This is a genomic window from Candidatus Rokuibacteriota bacterium (genome assembly GCA_016188005.1).
Classification (GTDB): domain Bacteria; phylum Methylomirabilota; class Methylomirabilia; order Rokubacteriales; family CSP1-6; genus UBA12499.
Genome location: JACPIQ010000025.1, coordinates 1 through 16504, shown reverse-complemented (window position 1 = coordinate 16504; position 16504 = coordinate 1). Strand labels below are relative to the sequence as shown.

General features: G+C 71.8%; 13 protein-coding genes. 8 read left to right on the top strand and 5 right to left on the bottom strand.

Annotation, left to right across the window (positions count from 1 at the left end; all coding sequences use genetic code 11):
• Window positions 1-57 precede the first annotated feature (57 nt).
• The 3 genes from HYV93_05560 to HYV93_05550 are packed head-to-tail and all read right to left on the bottom strand — an operon-like array spanning window position 58 to window position 4085.
• Window positions 58-903 carry an RluA family pseudouridine synthase gene (locus HYV93_05560; protein MBI2525429.1) on the bottom strand — a complete coding sequence of 282 codons (846 nt, stop codon included), beginning with the start codon at window positions 901-903 and terminating at the stop codon, window positions 58-60.
• 6 nt (window positions 904-909) lie between these two features.
• On the bottom strand, window positions 910-3402 hold the full coding sequence (locus HYV93_05555; GenBank protein MBI2525428.1) for an ABC transporter permease: 2493 nt from the start codon (window positions 3400-3402) through the stop codon (window positions 910-912).
• Complete coding sequence (locus HYV93_05550; GenBank protein MBI2525427.1) at window positions 3399-4085, bottom strand: ABC transporter ATP-binding protein; 687 nt, start codon at window positions 4083-4085, stop codon at window positions 3399-3401. Before HYV93_05550 ends, HYV93_05555 begins: the two co-directional genes overlap by 4 nt.
• A gap of 1 nt (window position 4086) precedes the next feature.
• On the opposite strand from HYV93_05550, the gene HYV93_05545 reads away from it, so the two are divergent.
• From HYV93_05545 to HYV93_05535, 3 genes are all read left to right on the top strand, one after another.
• Window positions 4087-4752, top strand: a complete 666-nt coding sequence (locus HYV93_05545) for an arylesterase (GenBank protein MBI2525426.1) — start codon at window positions 4087-4089, stop codon at window positions 4750-4752.
• A gap of 108 nt (window positions 4753-4860) precedes the next feature.
• Window positions 4861-8337 carry an indolepyruvate ferredoxin oxidoreductase family protein gene (locus HYV93_05540; protein MBI2525425.1) on the top strand — a complete coding sequence of 1159 codons (3477 nt, stop codon included), beginning with the start codon at window positions 4861-4863 and terminating at the stop codon, window positions 8335-8337.
• Between the two features lie 47 nt (window positions 8338-8384).
• A complete protein-coding gene (locus tag HYV93_05535; protein ID MBI2525424.1) occupies window positions 8385-8885 on the top strand; it encodes a superoxide dismutase family protein in 501 nt (166 codons plus the stop codon).
• Between the two features lie 24 nt (window positions 8886-8909).
• Here HYV93_05535 and HYV93_05530 read toward each other — a convergent pair whose 3' ends face one another.
• Window positions 8910-9053, bottom strand: coding sequence for a hypothetical protein (locus HYV93_05530; GenBank protein ID MBI2525423.1), 144 nt, complete (start codon window positions 9051-9053; stop codon window positions 8910-8912).
• A gap of 9 nt (window positions 9054-9062) precedes the next feature.
• Window positions 9063-9530, bottom strand: a complete 468-nt coding sequence (locus tag HYV93_05525; protein ID MBI2525422.1) for a hypothetical protein — start codon at window positions 9528-9530, stop codon at window positions 9063-9065.
• 142 nt (window positions 9531-9672) lie between these two features.
• Here HYV93_05525 and HYV93_05520 point away from each other — a divergent pair, with 142 nt between their 5' ends.
• The 5 genes from HYV93_05520 to HYV93_05500 all read left to right on the top strand — a co-directional run.
• Window positions 9673-12576 (top strand): GAF domain-containing protein, encoded by a 2904-nt coding sequence (locus HYV93_05520; GenBank protein ID MBI2525421.1) that lies wholly within the window; start codon window positions 9673-9675, stop codon window positions 12574-12576.
• Entirely contained in the window at window positions 12566-12961 is a 396-nt protein-coding gene (locus HYV93_05515) for a response regulator (GenBank protein MBI2525420.1), read from the top strand. The genes HYV93_05520 and HYV93_05515 overlap by 11 nt, the downstream gene beginning before the upstream one ends.
• Complete coding sequence (locus HYV93_05510; protein MBI2525419.1) at window positions 12958-14049, top strand: response regulator; 1092 nt, start codon at window positions 12958-12960, stop codon at window positions 14047-14049. The genes HYV93_05515 and HYV93_05510 overlap by 4 nt, the downstream gene beginning before the upstream one ends.
• Before the next feature lie 96 nt (window positions 14050-14145).
• A complete protein-coding gene (locus HYV93_05505) occupies window positions 14146-15864 on the top strand; it encodes an adenine deaminase (protein ID MBI2525418.1) in 1719 nt (572 codons plus the stop codon).
• A 124-nt stretch (window positions 15865-15988) separates the two neighbouring features.
• Window positions 15989-16504, top strand: a 516-nt coding sequence (locus HYV93_05500; protein MBI2525417.1) for a peptide ABC transporter substrate-binding protein, incomplete at its 3' end; no start/stop codon positions are given.

Below are 16504 nucleotides of genomic sequence, written 5' to 3'. Positions count from 1 at the left end.
GGGAGTCCCGTTTTCCCCTGGCGGGCACCCGGGCTATCGCCCGCCCGCGCCCGGCGATTATAGCGCGCGGCCGACGCGGGAGAAGGCGGCCGGCGCGGGGCTCTCGAAGCGCATGGCGGCGCCGCTCCGCGGGTGGACGAAGCCGAGCCGCGTGGCGTGAAGGCAGAGCCTGCCGATGGGGCTCCGCGCGCTGCCGTGACGCGCATCCCCCACGATGGGGTGGCCCAGGCCGGCGAGCTGGACCCGGATCTGCTGCCGCCGCCCGGTGCCCAGGGTCAGCTCGAGCAGCGTCACGGCCGCGTCCCGCTCCAGCACGCGGTAATGGGTGATGGCCTCCTTGCCGTCGCGGGCGGCGCGCACGCGCAGCCCGCGGTCCTGGGCAAGTTGCGCGACGAGCGTCCCGTGATCCTCGCGCACCCGGCCCTCCACGAGGGCGACGTAGACGCGCTCCACCGAGCGGGCCTCGAACTGCTCCTGCAGGATGCGCTTGGCGGCCGGGGTCTTGGCCACGACCAGGAGCCCCGAGGTCTCGCGGTCGAGGCGATGGACGATGAAGGGGCGCTGCGGCGGGCGCCCGGCGCCGAGATAGCTCCAGAGCATCCGGTAGGCCGTGCGCTCCCGCTCCCGATCGGTGGCGATCGTGAGGAGGCCCGGCGGCTTGTCGATCACGAGGAGATCGGCGTCCTCGTGCACGAGGCGGAGCGCGGCGGGGAAGGGCATGCGGGAGGCCGTCGCGCCGAGGCCGACCCTGTCCCGAGCGCCCACCGCCGCGCGCCCGTCGCGCTTCACGGCCCCGTTGACGCGCACGCGCCCGTCGCGGAGCCACTGGTGCAGACTGGTCGTCGAGGCCTCGGGGAAGAGTGCGCGGAGCCTGTCCAGCAGCGTGGACCCGTCGGCGGGCATCACTCGTCACTCCTGGCGGAGGACGCCGAGGGGCGGATGACCGAGGAGGCGGAAGCTGGCGAGGAAGCCCACAGCGAGGGCGAGGACAGCGGGGCCCGCCACTCCCAGCAGGAGCGTCGCGGGCTGCCATCGCCACGGCACCTCGAGGAAGAAACGCTCGACGACCCACGCCAGCACGCTGGCCAGCCCTGTCCCGGCGAGCCCCGCCGCCCCGCCCAGGAGCGCGTACTCCACGGCGAAGGCCCGGGCCAGGAGGCCTCGCGTGGCGCCCACGGCCTTGAAGATCACCGACTCGTAGAGCCGCTGGTGGCGTGTCATGGCCAGCGCTCCCGCCAGCACCACCAGCCCCGCCACGACGGTGAAGGCCGCCACCAGGCGGATGGCCAGCGTGATCTGCTCGAGAATCGCCGCCACGCGCTCGAGGACCTCGCGGACCGGGATGGCGGTGACGTTGGGGAAGGCGGTGACCACGGCTGACTGCACGGCCGCCTCCCGCTCGGGGCGCACACGCGCCGTGGCGAGGTAGATGCTGGGCGCGCCGTCGAGCGCTCCCTGGGAGAAGATCACGAAGAAGTTGGCGCCGAGGCTCCGCCAGTCGACCTTCCTGAGGCTTGCGACGCGGGCCGACACGGTCACGCCCTGGATGTCGAAGGCCAGCGTGTCGCCGAGGGCGACGCCCAGCGTGCGCGCGATCTCCTCCTCGACCGAGCAGAGCGGCTCGCGGGCCGCCTCCTCGGGCGTCCACCAGCGCCCGGTCACGACGGTGTCGCGCCCCGGCGCCGCCGCCGCCCAGGTCAGCACGTACTCGCGGGTGAGGTACCACTGTTCCTCTCGCCGCCCCGCCTCGGGCGCCACGGGCACTCCCTTGATCGCCGCCAGTCGCGAGCGCACCACCGGGATCAGCTCGGGAGGCGCCTCGCCACTGGTCTCGGCGACGAGGCGCGCGAAGCGCTCAGCCTGATCGGGCTGCACGTCCACGAAGAAGAAGGCCGGCGCTCGCTCGGGGCTGCGCCCCGCGATCTCGCTGCGAAGGCTCCGCTCGAGGAGCACCACCGAGACGATGAGCATCACGGCCAGCCCCAGCGTGACGAGGACGGCTGGCGTGTGGCCGCCCGGGCGATGGAGCGCCGCCACACCCTGGCGCCAGACCAGCGGTCCGCGGCGCGGCAGCCGCCGGGACACCACGATGGCGACCCGCCCGGCCAGGAGGAGGAGGCCGAGCCCCGCGGCAACCCCGCCGACGAAGAGACCGCCGACCTTCCAGGACCCCGCCTGCCAGAGCGCCAGCGCCGCCAGCCCCGCCGCGATGGGGAGCGCGGCGCCCCAGGGACGCCGGCCGGGCAGGGCGCCTTCGATCTCGCGCCTCAGGATCAGCGCCGGGGGCACGCGCCGGATCTCGAGCAGCGGCCAGAGCGAGCAGAGGAGCGTGACGCCCAGCCCGAGCGCGATCCCGCGGAGGATCGCCCCCGGGGAGAACACCGGCTCCACCTCGAAGGGCAGGAGGGTCGAGAGGAACGGGATCAGCAGCGGCTGGAGCGCTGTGCCCATGGCCGCCCCGAGCATGCCGCCGGCCAGCCCCAGCGTCACCGTCTGCGCGAGGTAGATCGCGAGCACCTGACGCCAGCCGGCGCCCAGACACTTGAGAATGGCGATGGTCCGGAGCCGCTCGCGGATGAAGGCGCTGACGCTCGATCCCACGCCGATGCCGCCCACCAGGAGTGCCACGAGTCCCGTGAGCCCCAGATAGAGCGTGAGCTGATCCCAGAAGCGACGCAGCCCGGGTTGTGCCTGCCTGAAGGTCGTGATGCGGAGCCCGGGGTCGGGCAGGAGCTGTGCCACGCGCTCGCGGAGCCCGTCCGCCTCCTCGCCCGCCGGAAGGCGCAGCAGGGTGCGGTGGCGGACGCGGCTGCCCGGCTGGATGAGGCCGGTGGCGGGGAGATCGCCGTCGGCGATGAGGACGCGCGGCCCGAGCGAGAAGACGCCTGCCGAGCGGTCAGGCTCTCCGGTGATGCGTCCGGCGATGGTGAACTCCGCCTCGCCGATCCACACGCGATCGCCCGGAGCAAGGCCCAGCCGCGCCAGCAACGCGTCCTGGACGAGGGCACGCCTGCCGCCGATCAGCGCCGGGAGCGGGCGGTCCGGGTCCGTCGTGAGCCGGCCATAGAACGGGTAGCCCGCCGGGACTGCCTTGAGCTCGACGAGCGCGCTCGCGTCTCCGGCGCGCGCCATGGCCGCCAGCTCCGCCACGTGCAGGCGCTCGATCCCCTCGGGCGCCAGGGCGTCGAGCGCGCGGTCCGCCTCGCCGGACAGGGGCCGCGTCGAGCGGATCTCCACATCGGCGCCCATGAGCGCCCGGGCCGAGCGGCCGACCGTCCGCTCCAGCGCATCGGCGAAGCTCCCCACGGCGACCACCGCGCCCACTCCCAGCGTGACACAGGCCAGCGCATAGCCCCAGTGCCGCCAGGCTCCGCGCAGCTCGCGCGCGGCCATCCCGATCACGCGATGGCCCCGTTCATCGGCTCGTCGCCCACGATGCGTCCGTCGCGGAGCAGCACCAGCCTGTCGGCATGCGCGGCCAGCGCCGAGTCGTGGGTCACCAGCACCAGCGTGCTCCCCAGGGTCCGGTTCAGCGCCAGCAGGAGGTCGATGATCTGCTTGCCCGTGGCGGAGTCGAGGTTGCCCGTGGGCTCGTCGGCCAGGAGCAACGGCGGCCGGCGTGCGATGGCGCGCGCCACGGCCACGCGTTGCTGCTCGCCGCCGGAGAGCTGCACGGGGTAATGGTGGGCGCGCTCCGCGAGCCCCACCTCGGCGAGGAGGGCGCGCGCCCGGTCGAGCGCGTCGCGGTCGCCGCCCAGCTCGAGCGGCACCGCCACGTTCTCCAGCGCCGTGAGTGTCGGGATCAGATGGAAGGACTGGAAGATGTAACCGATGGTGTCGCGCCTGAAGCGGGCCAGCGCGTCCTGGTCGAGCCGCGTGACCTCCACACCGCCGACCGTGATGCGGCCGGCGCTCGGCCGGTCGAGCCCGGCGATGAGGCCGAGGAGGGTGGACTTCCCGCTGCCCGAAGGCCCCGCGATGGCCACGAACTGGCGGGCCGGCACCTCGAGAGAGATATCGCTCAGCACCTCCAGCGGCCTGCCGCCGCTCGACAGCCGCATGAAGAGGCCCGCGATCTCGATCATGATGCGCCCATACTACACTACGGTCATGAGCCCCTTCCGCCGCCTGGCTCCGCTCTCGGGCGTCGTCGCCCTGACACTCTGCATGGCGCTGGCCCGCACCGCCGCGCCCGCCGCCGGCGAGCGCGTCATCCTCTGCTTCGGCGACAGCCTCACGGCCGGGCTCGGCGTGACGCCCGCGGAGGCGTACCCGGCCCGGCTCGCCGCGCGGCTGCTGGCCGAAGGGTACCGCTACCGCGTCGTCAATGCCGGCGTCTCGGGCGACACGACGGCGGGCGGGCTCCGCCGCCTGGACTGGGCGCTCAGGCTCGAGCCCGCCATCGTGATCCTGGCGCTCGGTGCCAACGACGGGCTCCGGGGCCAGGACCTGCGCGGGGCGAGGGAGAACCTCGATGCCCTGGTCGGGCGCTTCCAGCGGGCCGGCGCCCGCGTGCTGCTGGCGGGCATGCGGCTGCCCCCGAACTACGGCCGGCCCTACGCCGAGGAGTTCCGGCGGATGTACGAGGCCGTCGCGCGCCAGCACCGGGTGCCCCTCATGCCCTTCCTCCTCGACGGAGTGGGCGGCAACCCACGCCTCAACCAGCCCGACGGCATCCACCCCACCGCCGAGGGCCATCGCCTGATCGCCGAGCGCCTCTGGCCCCACCTCCTCCCGCTGCTCAGCCCCTGAGTAAATTGCCCTGGGTCAGTTGCTTCATGCGCCGTTCGGGCCTACCATGGGTGCGCGAGGCCGGCGATGTCCCCAATCCCCCGAGACAGCGATGAGACGCGAGGGCACATGACGAGCACGGCGGCGGAGTTCTCGCTGGAGAGCAAGTACACCCAGGAGCAGGGGCGCATCTACCTGAGCGGCATCCAGGCGCTGGTCCGGGTCCCGCTCGACCAGCACCGTGCCGACCGCCGCCGGGGGCTCAGGACGGCCACCTTCATCTCGGGCTACCGGGGCTCTCCGCTGGGCGGGCTCGACCTCACGCTGGAGCGGCTCAGGCCGCTCCTGGCCCGGCACGAGGTGGTGTTCTCCTCCGGCCTCAACGAGGACCTCGGCGCGACGGCCGTGTTCGGCAGCCAGATGGCCGGCCTCTTCCCGAAGCCGAAGTACGACGGCGTCCTCGGCATGTGGTATGGCAAGGCGCCCGGCGTGGACCGCACGGGAGACGTCTTCAAGCACGCGAACTACGCCGGCGTCGGGGACAACGGCGGCGTGCTGGCGCTGGCCGGCGACGATCCCATCTCCAAGTCCTCGACGCTGCCGAGCCACTCCGAGGTGGCCTTCTACGACGCCTTCATGCCGACGCTCTTCCCCGGCAATGTCCAGGAGGTCCTGGACCTCGGGCAGCACGGCTTCATGCTGTCGCGCACCTCGGGGCTCTGGGTCGGGTTCAAGATCGTCACGAACGTGGCCGACGAGACGGGCACCGCCGAGGTGGCCGCCGAGCGCATCGCCCCCGTCATCCCCACGGTGGAGCTGGACGGCCGCCCCTTCCGGCACCAGATCAACGTGATGCTCATCCCGCCCTTCGGGCTCGACATGGAGCGCACCATCCATGACGCGCGGCTCGAGCTGGCGCGCCGCTACGCGTGGGCGAATCACCTCAACCGCATCACGGTGCCCACGCCGGGGGCATGGCTCGGGATCCTCGCGGCGGGCAAGACCTACTACGACGTGCGGCAGGCGCTCTCGGAGCTGGGGCTCGACGACGCCGGCCTGCGGCGCCACGGGATCCGTCTCCTGCAGATGGGGATGCTCTTCCCCATGGAACCGCGCATCCTCCGCGAGTTCGCGCGAGGGCTCGAGGAGATCCTCGTGGTCGAGGAGAAGCGTTCCTTCCTCGAGATGTTCGCCAAGGAGCTCCTCTACGGCGCGCCCGAGCGGCCCCGGATCGTCGGCAAGCAGGACGAGGAGGAGCGGCCGCTCTTGCCCGTCACCGGCGAGCTGGACTCCGACCTGATCGCTCGCGCCGTCGCCCGGCGGCTGGCGCGGAAGGTGCGCGTCGAGTCGGCCGAGGCGCGGATCCGGCACCTGGACGAGGTCAAGGGGCGGCCGCGGACGCTGGCGCTGGCGCGGTCGGCCTACTTCTGCTCCGGCTGCCCGCACAATCGCTCGACGGTCATCCCCGAGGGCAGCGTGGCGGCGGCCGGCATCGGCTGCCACGGCATGGCGCTCGGCATGGGCCGCGGCCTCATCGGCATCACCCACATGGGGGGCGAGGGGGCGCAGTGGGTGGGCATCGCCCCCTTCACCGAGACGCCGCATCTCTTCCAGAACCTGGGCGACGGCACGCTCTTCCACTCGGGCACGCTGGCGATCAGCTACGCCATCGCCTCCGCGGCCAACATCACCTACAAGATCCTCTACAACGGGGCGGTGGCCATGACCGGCGGCCAGGCCGCCGCCGGGGCCCTGGCGATCCCGGCGCTCACGCGCAAGCTCGAGGCCGAGGGCGTCAAGCGCATCGTCATCACCACGGATGCCCCCGGGACGTACCGGGGCGTGGCGCTGGCGGGCATCGCCGAGGTGTGGCACCGCGACCGGCTGCTGGAGGCGCAGGCCCTGCTGGCCTCGATCCCGGGTGTCACGGTGCTCATCCACGACCAGCAATGCGCCGCCGAGAAGCGGCGCCTGCGCAAGCGCGGAAAGCTCGCCGATCCCGCGCGGCGCGTCGTCATCAACGAGCGCGTGTGCGAGGGGTGCGGCGACTGCGGGAAGAAGTCCAACTGCCTCTCCGTCCAGCCGGTGGAGACCGAGTTCGGCCGGAAGACGCAGATCCACCAGTCCTCCTGCAACAAGGACTATTCCTGCCTCCTCGGCGACTGCCCCTCATTCCTCACGGTGGAGCCGGTGGGCCCTCCGCAGAAGAACGACCGGCGACTGCCCCCGCTCGAGGCCGAGCTGCCCGAGCCCGCGCTCAAGGTGCCCGCCGACGGCTTCGCGGTGCACATGATGGGCATCGGCGGCACGGGCGTCGTCACCGTCAACCAGATCCTGGGCACGGCCGCGCTCCTGGACGGCCGACACGTCCGCGGCCTCGACCAGACCGGGCTCAGTCAGAAGTGGGGGCCTGTCGTCTCGGACCTGAAGATCGGCTGGCGCCCCCTCCAGGAGGCCAACAAGGTCTCGGCGGGTGGCGCCGACCTGTACCTCGGCTTCGATCTCCTCGTCGCCGCCGACCCGGGCAATCTCGACAGGGCCGAGCCCGGACGTACCGTCGCCGTGATCTCCACGAGCCAGATCCCCACCGGCCAGATGATCGTGGACACCGCCGTGCACTTCCCCGAGCTCGCCGGCACGCTCATGAGCATCGACCGCGCCTCTCGGAAGGACGACAACGTCTATCTCGACGCCGGGGCAATCGCCGAGGGGCTCTTCGGGGACCACATGGCGACCAACCTCCTCATGCTGGGCGCGGCGTACCAGGCCGGGGCCCTGCCCCTCTCGGCCGCCTCCATCGAACGGGCGATCGAGCTGAACGGCGTGTCGGTGGAGATGAACCTCCTGGCCTTCCGGTGGGGGCGCATGGCCGTGGTGGATGGCAAGCGCGTGGAGGCCGCCGTCCGCAAGGCCACGGGGCGCGAGGCCGAGGCGCGGGCGCTGTCGCCCGAGACTCAGCGACTGGTGGACGCGGCCGGCCTCGAGGGGGAGGCCCGGCGGCTGCTGGAGGCGCGGGTGCCCGAGCTGATCGCGTACCAGAGCCCCGACTATGCCCGGCAGTACGTCGAGTTCGTGGCGCGAGTCGCCCGCGCCGAGGCCGAGCGTGTGCCGGGGCGCACGGGACTCACGGAGGCCGTGGCGCGCTATCTCTTCAAGCTGATGGCCTACAAGGACGAGTACGAGGTGGCGCGGCTGCACCTGGATCCCGCGCTCGGGGCCGCGCTGCGGGCGCGCTTCGGCCAGGCCATCACCTATCACTGGCATCTCCAGCCGCCGCTGCTCAGGGCGCTGGGGCTCAAGCGGAAACTCCGTCTCGGCGGCTGGTTCGCGCCGGGCCTCCGGCTCCTGCGGGCCATGAAGGGGCTGCGCGGGACGGCGCTGGACCCCTTCGGCCGGGCCCGGGTGCGCCGGGTGGAGCGGGCACTGCCGGGCGAGTACCGGAGCATGATCGAGACCGTCTTGACCAGGCTCGGCCCGGCGAACCACGATACCGCCGTGGCCATCGGGGAGCTCCCCGACGGGATCCGGGGCTACGAGGGCATCAAGCTCGAGAGCGTGGGGCGGTTCCGGGACGCGGCACGGCAGCTCATGGCGAGACTCGACTGACGGAGGGCGACAGAACCGTGAGACGGCTCCTGGTGGCATGCGCGGGGATGGTGCTGAGCGGCTGCGCGGGCATGATGGCAGAGCAGGAGCCTCCGATGCTTCCGTCGGCGGAAGCCACGCTGAGGGACAAGGACGGCAAGCCGGTCGGGTCGGCCACGCTGATCGAGACGGCCGCGGGGGTGCGGATCGCGGTGACGGGCCGCCGCCTGCCGCCCGGCGAGCGGGGGATCCACATCCACGCGGTGGGGCAGTGCCAGCCCCCGACCTTCGACTCGGCGGGCGGCCACTTCAACCCCGCGGGCAAGCAGCATGGGCTGCAGAACCCGGCCGGCCCGCATGCCGGCGACCTGCCCAACATGAAGGTCGCCGCGTTCGGCGAGGGTGGCATCGACGTGACCACCAGGGCGGTGACGCTCTCACCGGGCCCCACCTCGCTCCTCGGCGGCCGGGGCACCGCCCTCGTCATCCACAGAGAGGCCGACGACGGGAAAACCGATCCCGCGGGCAATAGCGGGGCGCGCATCGCCTGCGGGGTGATCACGAGGTAGCCGCTCGGCCGCGCGCCGCGCGGGTCAGCGCCGGGGCGACTCGCCGGTCTGGCCCGGGATCTGGATCAGGGGCGAGGCGTTGCCGCCGAGCATGTACTGCGGCAGCCGCCCGTCCCATCTCGCCAGGTCTTGCTGCTGGATGAGCACGGGAGTCAGCGAGGCGGCCACGCGGGCATTTTAGGTGGCCTCGGCCTCGCCCTTGACGCGGAGGGCGTCGGCCACCCCCTTGGCCTCGGCCAGCGCGGCGTCGCCCTTGCCCTTGGCCTGGGCGGCCACGATCTCGGCCTGCCGCTGGGCCTGGATCAGCTCGTAGCGCTTCTGCTCGGCCTTCTGCTCCTCGATCTGCTTGGCCTCGATGGCCTTCTCGTAGTTCGGATCGAAGCGGATATTGGCGAGCGCCGCCTCCTTGAGATCGACCCCGTACTTCGCCAGCCACGTGGTGAGCTCCTTCTGGACGTCGGCCTTGATGAGCGGGCGCTTGGATGCCCACGGCGAGGGTGAGCACGATCCTGGGCACGAGGGCGAGGGTGCCGCCGCGGAACAGATCGGCCTGGCGCTTGAGGGCGTAGTAGAACGCGAGCCCCACGACGAGCACCGCGGCGGCGAAGACCAGCTTGCCCATGGCGTCCCTCCTCCCCCTCCCATACCGCGCCCGGCGCGGGGCAGCGAGGTTTTTCTCCCGACGGCTCGATTGACGCCGTGGGGCCCGGGGTGTCATCCTCCTGGCTGGAGTGAGCCACCATCAGCCCGTCGAGCGACCCTGTGCCCGGGCCAGCCGGGTGACCCCGTGAGACGCCGCGGCGGCCTCTTCCTCAAGTACGTCGCGCTGTTCGCCACCCTGGTCAGCGGCGCCCTCCTCGCCAGCGGCCTCGTGGAGATCTACTTCTCCTACCAGGAGAACAGGGCCGCGCTGGTGGCCGTGCAGCGCGAGAAGGCCGCGGGGGCGGCCGCGCGCATCGAGCAGTTCGTCCGCGAGGTGGAGCGCCAGATCGGCTGGACCACCCAGCCGCTGCTGGCCGCGCGCGGCGATGCCCTCACGCAGCGCCGCTTCGACTTCATCCGGCTGATCAGCCAGGTCCGCGCCATCACCGAGGTGAGCCATCTCGACGCCTCCGGGCGGGAGCAGCTCCGCGTCTCGCAGCTCGCCATGGACGTGGCAGGCAGCCAGGCCGACTTCTCGGGGGAGCCCAGGTTCCTGGAGCCCAGGGCCGGCAAGGTGCACTTCGGCCCCGTGTACTTCCGGAAGGAATCCGAGCCCTACATGACCATCGCCGTGCCGCAGCGCGGAGGCGGGGGCGTGACGGCGGCCGAGGTGAACCTCAAGTTCATCTGGGACGTGGTCTCCCGCATCAAGGTCGGCAAGGCCGGTCAGGCCTACGTGGTGGACTCGCGCGGCCAGCTCGTGGCGCACCCGGATATCAGCCTCGTCCTCCGGAAGACCGACCTCTCCGCGCTGGCCCAGGTGAGATCGGCGCTCTCCGGGCCGCCGGGGCCCGGCGAGGCGAAGGAAGAGGTGATCATCGCCGCCGACCCGCGCGGCAAGCAGGTCCTCACGGCCCACGCTGCCGTGGCGCCGCTCGGCTGGGTGGTGTTCGTGGAGCTGCCGCTCGGCGAGGCCTTCGCGCCGCTGTACGCCTCCAGCATCCGCACGGTGGTGCTCCTCGCCGTGGGCTTGGTGCTTTCGCTGCTGGCCAGCCTGGTCCTCGCCCGGCGCATGGTGACGCCCATCCAGGCCCTCCAGGCCGGGGCGGCGCGCATCGGCGCGGGCGAGCTGGGCCACCGCATCGAGGTGCGCACCGGCGACGAGCTGGAGGCCCTGGCCGACCAGTTCAACACCGCCGCCGCCCAGCTCGAGGAGTCCTACGCCACCCTCGAGCAGAAGGTCGAGGAGCGCACCCGCGAGCTCAGCGAGTCCCTCGAGCAGCAGACCGCGACCAGCGAGGTCCTCAAGGTGATCAGCCGCTCGACCTTCGATCTCCAGCCCGTCCTCGAGACGCTGGTGGAGAACGCGACGAAGCTCTGCGGCGCGGAGCGAGGACTCATCTTCCGGCTCGACGATGAGGCGTATCGGGTGGCCGTGCATTACGGAGCTCCTTCCCCGGCGTGGCTGGAGTTCCTCGACAGGAACCCGATCCGTCTCGGACGAGGGACCCTCGTGGGACGGAGCGCCCTCGAGCGACGGGCGGTCCACATCCCCGATGTCCTGGCCGACCCCGAGTACCAGTGGGCCGAATCCCAGCGCCTGGGCGGTTTCCGGGCGATCCTGGGAGTCCCCATGCTGAGGGAAGGTGTTCCCATCGGGGTCTTCGCCCTCTGGCGGGATGACCCCAAGGCCTTCACCGACAAGCAGGTCGAGCTGGTCACGACCTTCGCCGACCAGGCGGTGATCGCCATCGAGAACGTGCGCCTGTTCAGCGAGCTCCAGGCACGGACCGGGGAGCTGACCCGGTCGGTGGAGCAGCTCACGGCGCTGGGCGAGGTGGGCCGGGCCGTGTCCTCGACGCTGGACCTCGAGACCGTGCTGACGACCATCGTCTCCCAGGCCAACGCGCTGTCCGGCACCGACGCCGGGGCCATCTACGAGTACGACGAGCATACGGGGGAGTTCCACCTGCGCGCCACCCGCAACCTGCCCGAGGAGTTCCTCGAGGTCGCCCGCCCCATCGGGCTCCGGAAGGGGGAGGGCGCCACGGGGCGGCTGGCCGAGACGCGCGCGCCCGTCCAGATCCCGGACATCGCCCGGGAGGACGCGTACCAGAGCCGGCTGCGGGACGTTCTCCTGGGCCAGGGCTACCGCGCGCTCCTGGCCGTGCCGCTGCTCAGGGAGGACCATCTGATCGGCGGGCTCGTGGTGACCCGGAAGAGCCCCGGCGAGTTCCCGCCCGAGGCCATCGCCCTCCTCAACACCTTCGCCACCCAGTCGGCGCTGGCCATCCAGAACGCGCGGCTCTTCCGCGAGATCGAGGACAAGAGCGCCCAGCTCGAGGTGGCCAACCGGCACAAGTCGGAGTTCCTGGCCAACATGTCCCACGAGCTCAGGACGCCGCTCAACGCGGTGATCGGCTTCTCGGAGGTGCTGCTGGAGCGGATGTTCGGCGAGCTGAATCCGAAGCAGGACGAGTACCTCCAGGACATTCTCTCCTCGGGCCGGCACCTGCTCTCGCTCATCAACGACATCCTGGATCTCTCCAAGATCGAGGCGGGCAGGATGGAGCTCGAGCTGACGACATTCGACCTGCCCGTCGCGCTCGACAATGCCCTCACGCTGGTGCGGGAGCGGGCGATGCGGCACGGGATCACGGTCCGGCTCGCCGTGGACGACCGGGTGGGCCCGATCGTCGGCGACGAGCGCAAGGTCAAGCAGGTGCTCCTGAACCTGCTCTCGAACGCCGTGAAGTTCACGCCCGAGGGCGGGCGGATCACCGTCCGGGCCGTGCCGGCCGGCGGGGCGGTGGAGGTGTCGGTGTCTGACACCGGCATCGGCATCGCCCCGGAGGACCAGGGGGCGATCTTCGAGGAGTTCCGCCAGGTGGGCACCGACTACGCACGCAAGCGCGAGGGGACCGGTCTCGGTCTCACGCTGGCGCGCAGGCTCGTGGAGTTGCACGGCGGCACGATCCGGGTCCAGAGCGCCGTCGGTCAGGGGTCCACGTTCACCTTCACGCTTCCGGTGGAGCGCCATGGCCAGTGAGCTGATCCTGATCGTCGAGGACAACGAGAGGAACCGCAGGCTCGCCCGCGACGTCCTGCAGTTCAAGGGCTACCGCACCATCGAGAGCGACACCGCGGAGGAGGGTCTCCGGCTGGCGCAGGCGGAGCAGCCGGCGCTGATCCTCATGGACATCCAGCTGCCGGGGATGAGCGGCATCGAGGCGCTGGGGCGGCTCCGGGCCGATCCGCGGACGGGCGCGATCCCTGTCATGGCAGTGACGGCCTCGGCCATGACGCACGACCGGCAGAAGATCATGGCCGCGGGGTTCGACGGTTATCAGTCCAAGCCCATCAACGTGAAGGAGTTCCTCCAGGCCGTGCGCGATCTGCTGGACCGGAGCCGCGGCGCCGGAGGCGGGGCGTGACTCACCCCGCCCGCATCCTGGTGGTGGACGACACGCCGCACAACGTGAAGCTCCTGGCCGACCTGCTGGCGGTGAAGGGCTACGCGGTGGCGACGGCGGCCTCCGGGCGCGAGGCCCTCGACAGGGTCACGGCCGACCGTCCCGATCTCGTGCTGCTGGACGTCATGATGCCGGAGATGAGTGGCTACGAGGTCTGCCGCGCGATCCGCGAGGATCCCGCGACGGCCATGCTCCCCGTGGTGATGGTCACGGCGCTGGACCCGGCGCAGGAGCGGATCAAGGGCCTCGATGCCGGAGCCGACGACTTCCTCACGAAGCCGGTGAATCACGCCGAGCTGCTGGCGCGGGTGCGCTCGCTCCTGCGCATCAAGGCGCTCCACGACCAGCTCGCCGAGTCGAACCGGACGCTGGAGGAGCGCGTGCGCCAGCAGGTGGCCCAGCTCGAGCGCCTCGGCCGGCTCAAGCGCTTCTTCTCCCCCCAGCTGGCCGAGCTCATCGTGGCGGGGGATGCCGCCGATCCGCTCCAGAGCCACCGGAGGGAGGTCACCGTGGTCTTCCTGGACCTCCGCGGCTTCACGGCCTTCGCCGAGACGGCCGAGCCCGAGGAGGTGATGGGGGTGCTGCGCGAGTACCACGCCGAGATGGGGCGGCTGATCCTGGCCCACGAGGGGACGCTCGAGCGCTTCACCGGCGACGGCATGATGATCTTCTTCAACGACCCGGTGCCCGTACCCGATCCCGCGGCGCGGGCCGTACGCATGGCAGTGGCCATGCGCGAGCGTGTCGCCGAGCTGATCGTCACGTGGCGCCGCCAGGGGTACGAGCTCGACTTCGGCATCGGCATCGCCCAGGGCTATGCCACGATTGGCGCCATCGGCTTCGAGGGGCGCTGGGACTACGGTGCCATCGGCACGGTCACCAATCTCGCCGCCCGTCTCTGCGGAGAGGCTCGGCCGGGCCAGATCCTCGTCCCGCGCCGGGTGCTGGCGGGCGTGGACTCGCTGGTCGAGGCCGAGCCCGCCGGCGATCTCGCCCTCAGGGGCTTCTCGCGGCCCGTCCCCGCCTTCAACGTCCTTGCCCTCAAGTAGTCAAGCAGGGGTCAGGTCTTGCATTACGACATCGGGGCCATCGGTTGGGCTGCGTGTCGGATTGCAAGACCTGACCCCCGTGGGATAATCGCGTCCATGTGGGCGAAGGAGCGCAGGGCGCTGGTGGCCGTGGCGCAGGGGCGGGCGCCGGCCGACCGGTACGTGCGGGGCGGCCTCCTCCTCAACGTGTACACGGGTGAGATCTACCCGGCCAACGTCGCGATCAAGGGCGAGCGCATCGCCTATGTGGGCCTCAGGGAGACCATGGTGGGGCCGCGCACGGAGGTCATCGACGCCGCGGGCCGCACGCTGGTCCCGGGCTACATCGAGCCCCACACGCATCCCTGGAACCTCTGCACGCCCGCGGGGCTGGCCCGCCACATCCTGCCGCTGGGCACCACCACGATCTTCGCCGACAACCTCCTCCTCTACTGGCTTGCCGGCCTCCGGGGCTTCGAGCGGACGGTGGCGGCGCTCTCCCGCGGGCCGCTGCGCTTCTACTGGATGGCCCGTCCCCACGCCCAGTCGCGCACGGCGGGGGAGGAGGCGCGCTTTCCCATGAGGGCACTGGCGCGCATGCTCGACAACCCGCGGGTCGCGGCGGTCGGCGAGGTGACGCGCTGGATGGACCTCCTGGCCGGCAGGCCGGGGCTCTTCGAGCGCCTGGCGCTGGGCCCGGCGCGCGGCAAGCGCATCGAGGGGCACACGGCCGGCGCCAATGCCGAGCGCATCGCCGCGCTGGCCGCCGCGGGGCTCAGCTCCGACCACGAGCCCATCACGGGGCAGGAGGCGCTGGACCGGGCCCGCCAGGGGATCGCCCTGATGCTGCGCCACTCCTCGCTCCGCCCCGATCTCCGCGGCCTGCTCGAGCCCTTCGTCAAGTCGGGCTCTCTGGGTCGGCTCATGCTGACGACGGACGGCAGCACCCCCGCCTTCACCATGGAGCACGGCCACGTGGATGGCCTCGTGCGCCTCGCCATGGAGGAGGGCGTGCCGGCTGTCGAGGCCTACCGGATGGTCACGCTCAATCCGGCCAGCTACTACGGCAAGGACGCCGATCTCGGCGGGATCGCGCCCGGCCGCTTCGCCGACATCCTGCTGCTGGCCGATCTCACCGAGCCCCGTCCCAGCGCCGTGATCGCCCGCGGACGGCTCGCAGCCCGGGACGGGCGGCTGCTGGCGCGCCTCGCCGAGCCCGCCTGGGACCGTGTCTTCACCTCGGGGGCCGCGAGGCTCGGGCGGCGCTGGCGGATCGCCCCGGCCGACCTCGCGCTTCCCGCGGGCCCGCTGCCCGTGATCCGGCTCGTGAGCACCGTCATCACGGCGCTCGAGGAGCGGCCAGCGGCGGCGGGCGACCTCCACGTCGCGCTGCTGGACAGGCTGGGACGGTGGGTCACGACCACGGCGCTGGCCGGCTTCGCCGCCGATCTCGATGGGCTCGCGGCCACGCTGTCCACCGACTACCAGATCATCGCCGTGGGGCGGAGCCCGGAGGCCATGGCGCGGGCGGTGAACCGCCTCCTGGCCCTGCGGGGCGGCGTCGTCCTGGTGCAGGGCGAGCGCGTCGCCTTCGAGCTCGGGCTGCCGGTGGCCGGGCTCATGTCCACGCGGCCCTTGCCCGAGCTGGCCGCGAAGGAGCGCGAGCTGAAGGGCCTCCTGATCTCGCGCGGCTATCCCTTCCACGACCCCATCTTCACGCTCTACTTCATGGTGGCCGACTTCCTGCCGGCGGTGCGGCTGTCCTCCCGCGGTGTCTGGGACGTCAAGCGCGACCAGCTCCTGCGCCCCAGCCGGCCACTCCGCCCCGCTCCCTGACGCGGCGCGCGAGGTCCGGCCCCCCGGGGGAGGTTGTCGGTGGGGATGGGTTCGCGTATAGTCGGGCCGATCACGGATCCCCGGAACAATCGGCAGCTTTCTCCCGCAGAGAGGAGAACGGCGCATGAGGAACTGGCGGCGTGCATTCATCGTCGGAGGCCTCGCCGCGGCGGGGCTGGTGGCACTCACGCTCACCCCGGCTGCGGCTCAGGCGCCGAAATCGGGCGGCGCGATCAACATCATGCTTCGCGAGGATCTGTCCCAGGGCTTCGCCATCCACGAGACCGCCACGATCTCCGTGGTGTTCCCGGCGAGCCCGTGCTTCAACAACCTGGTCTTCTTCGACCCGCTCAAGTCGGTCGAGAGCGTGGACACGATCATCGGGGAGCTGGCCGAGCGGTGGTCCTGGCAGGACAACTACCGGAACCTCGTCTTCTTCCTCCGCAAGAACGTCAAGTGGCACGACGGCAAGCCTTTCACCTCCAAGGACGTCAAGTTCACCTTCGACATGCTTCGCGAGGCGCCGGAGGCCCAGGCCAAGCTGCGGATCAACCCGCGCAAGGACTGGTACGCCAATGTGGAGGGTGTGGAGGCGCCGGATCCTCACAGCGTGGTGTTCCGGCTGAAGCGCCCCCAGCCC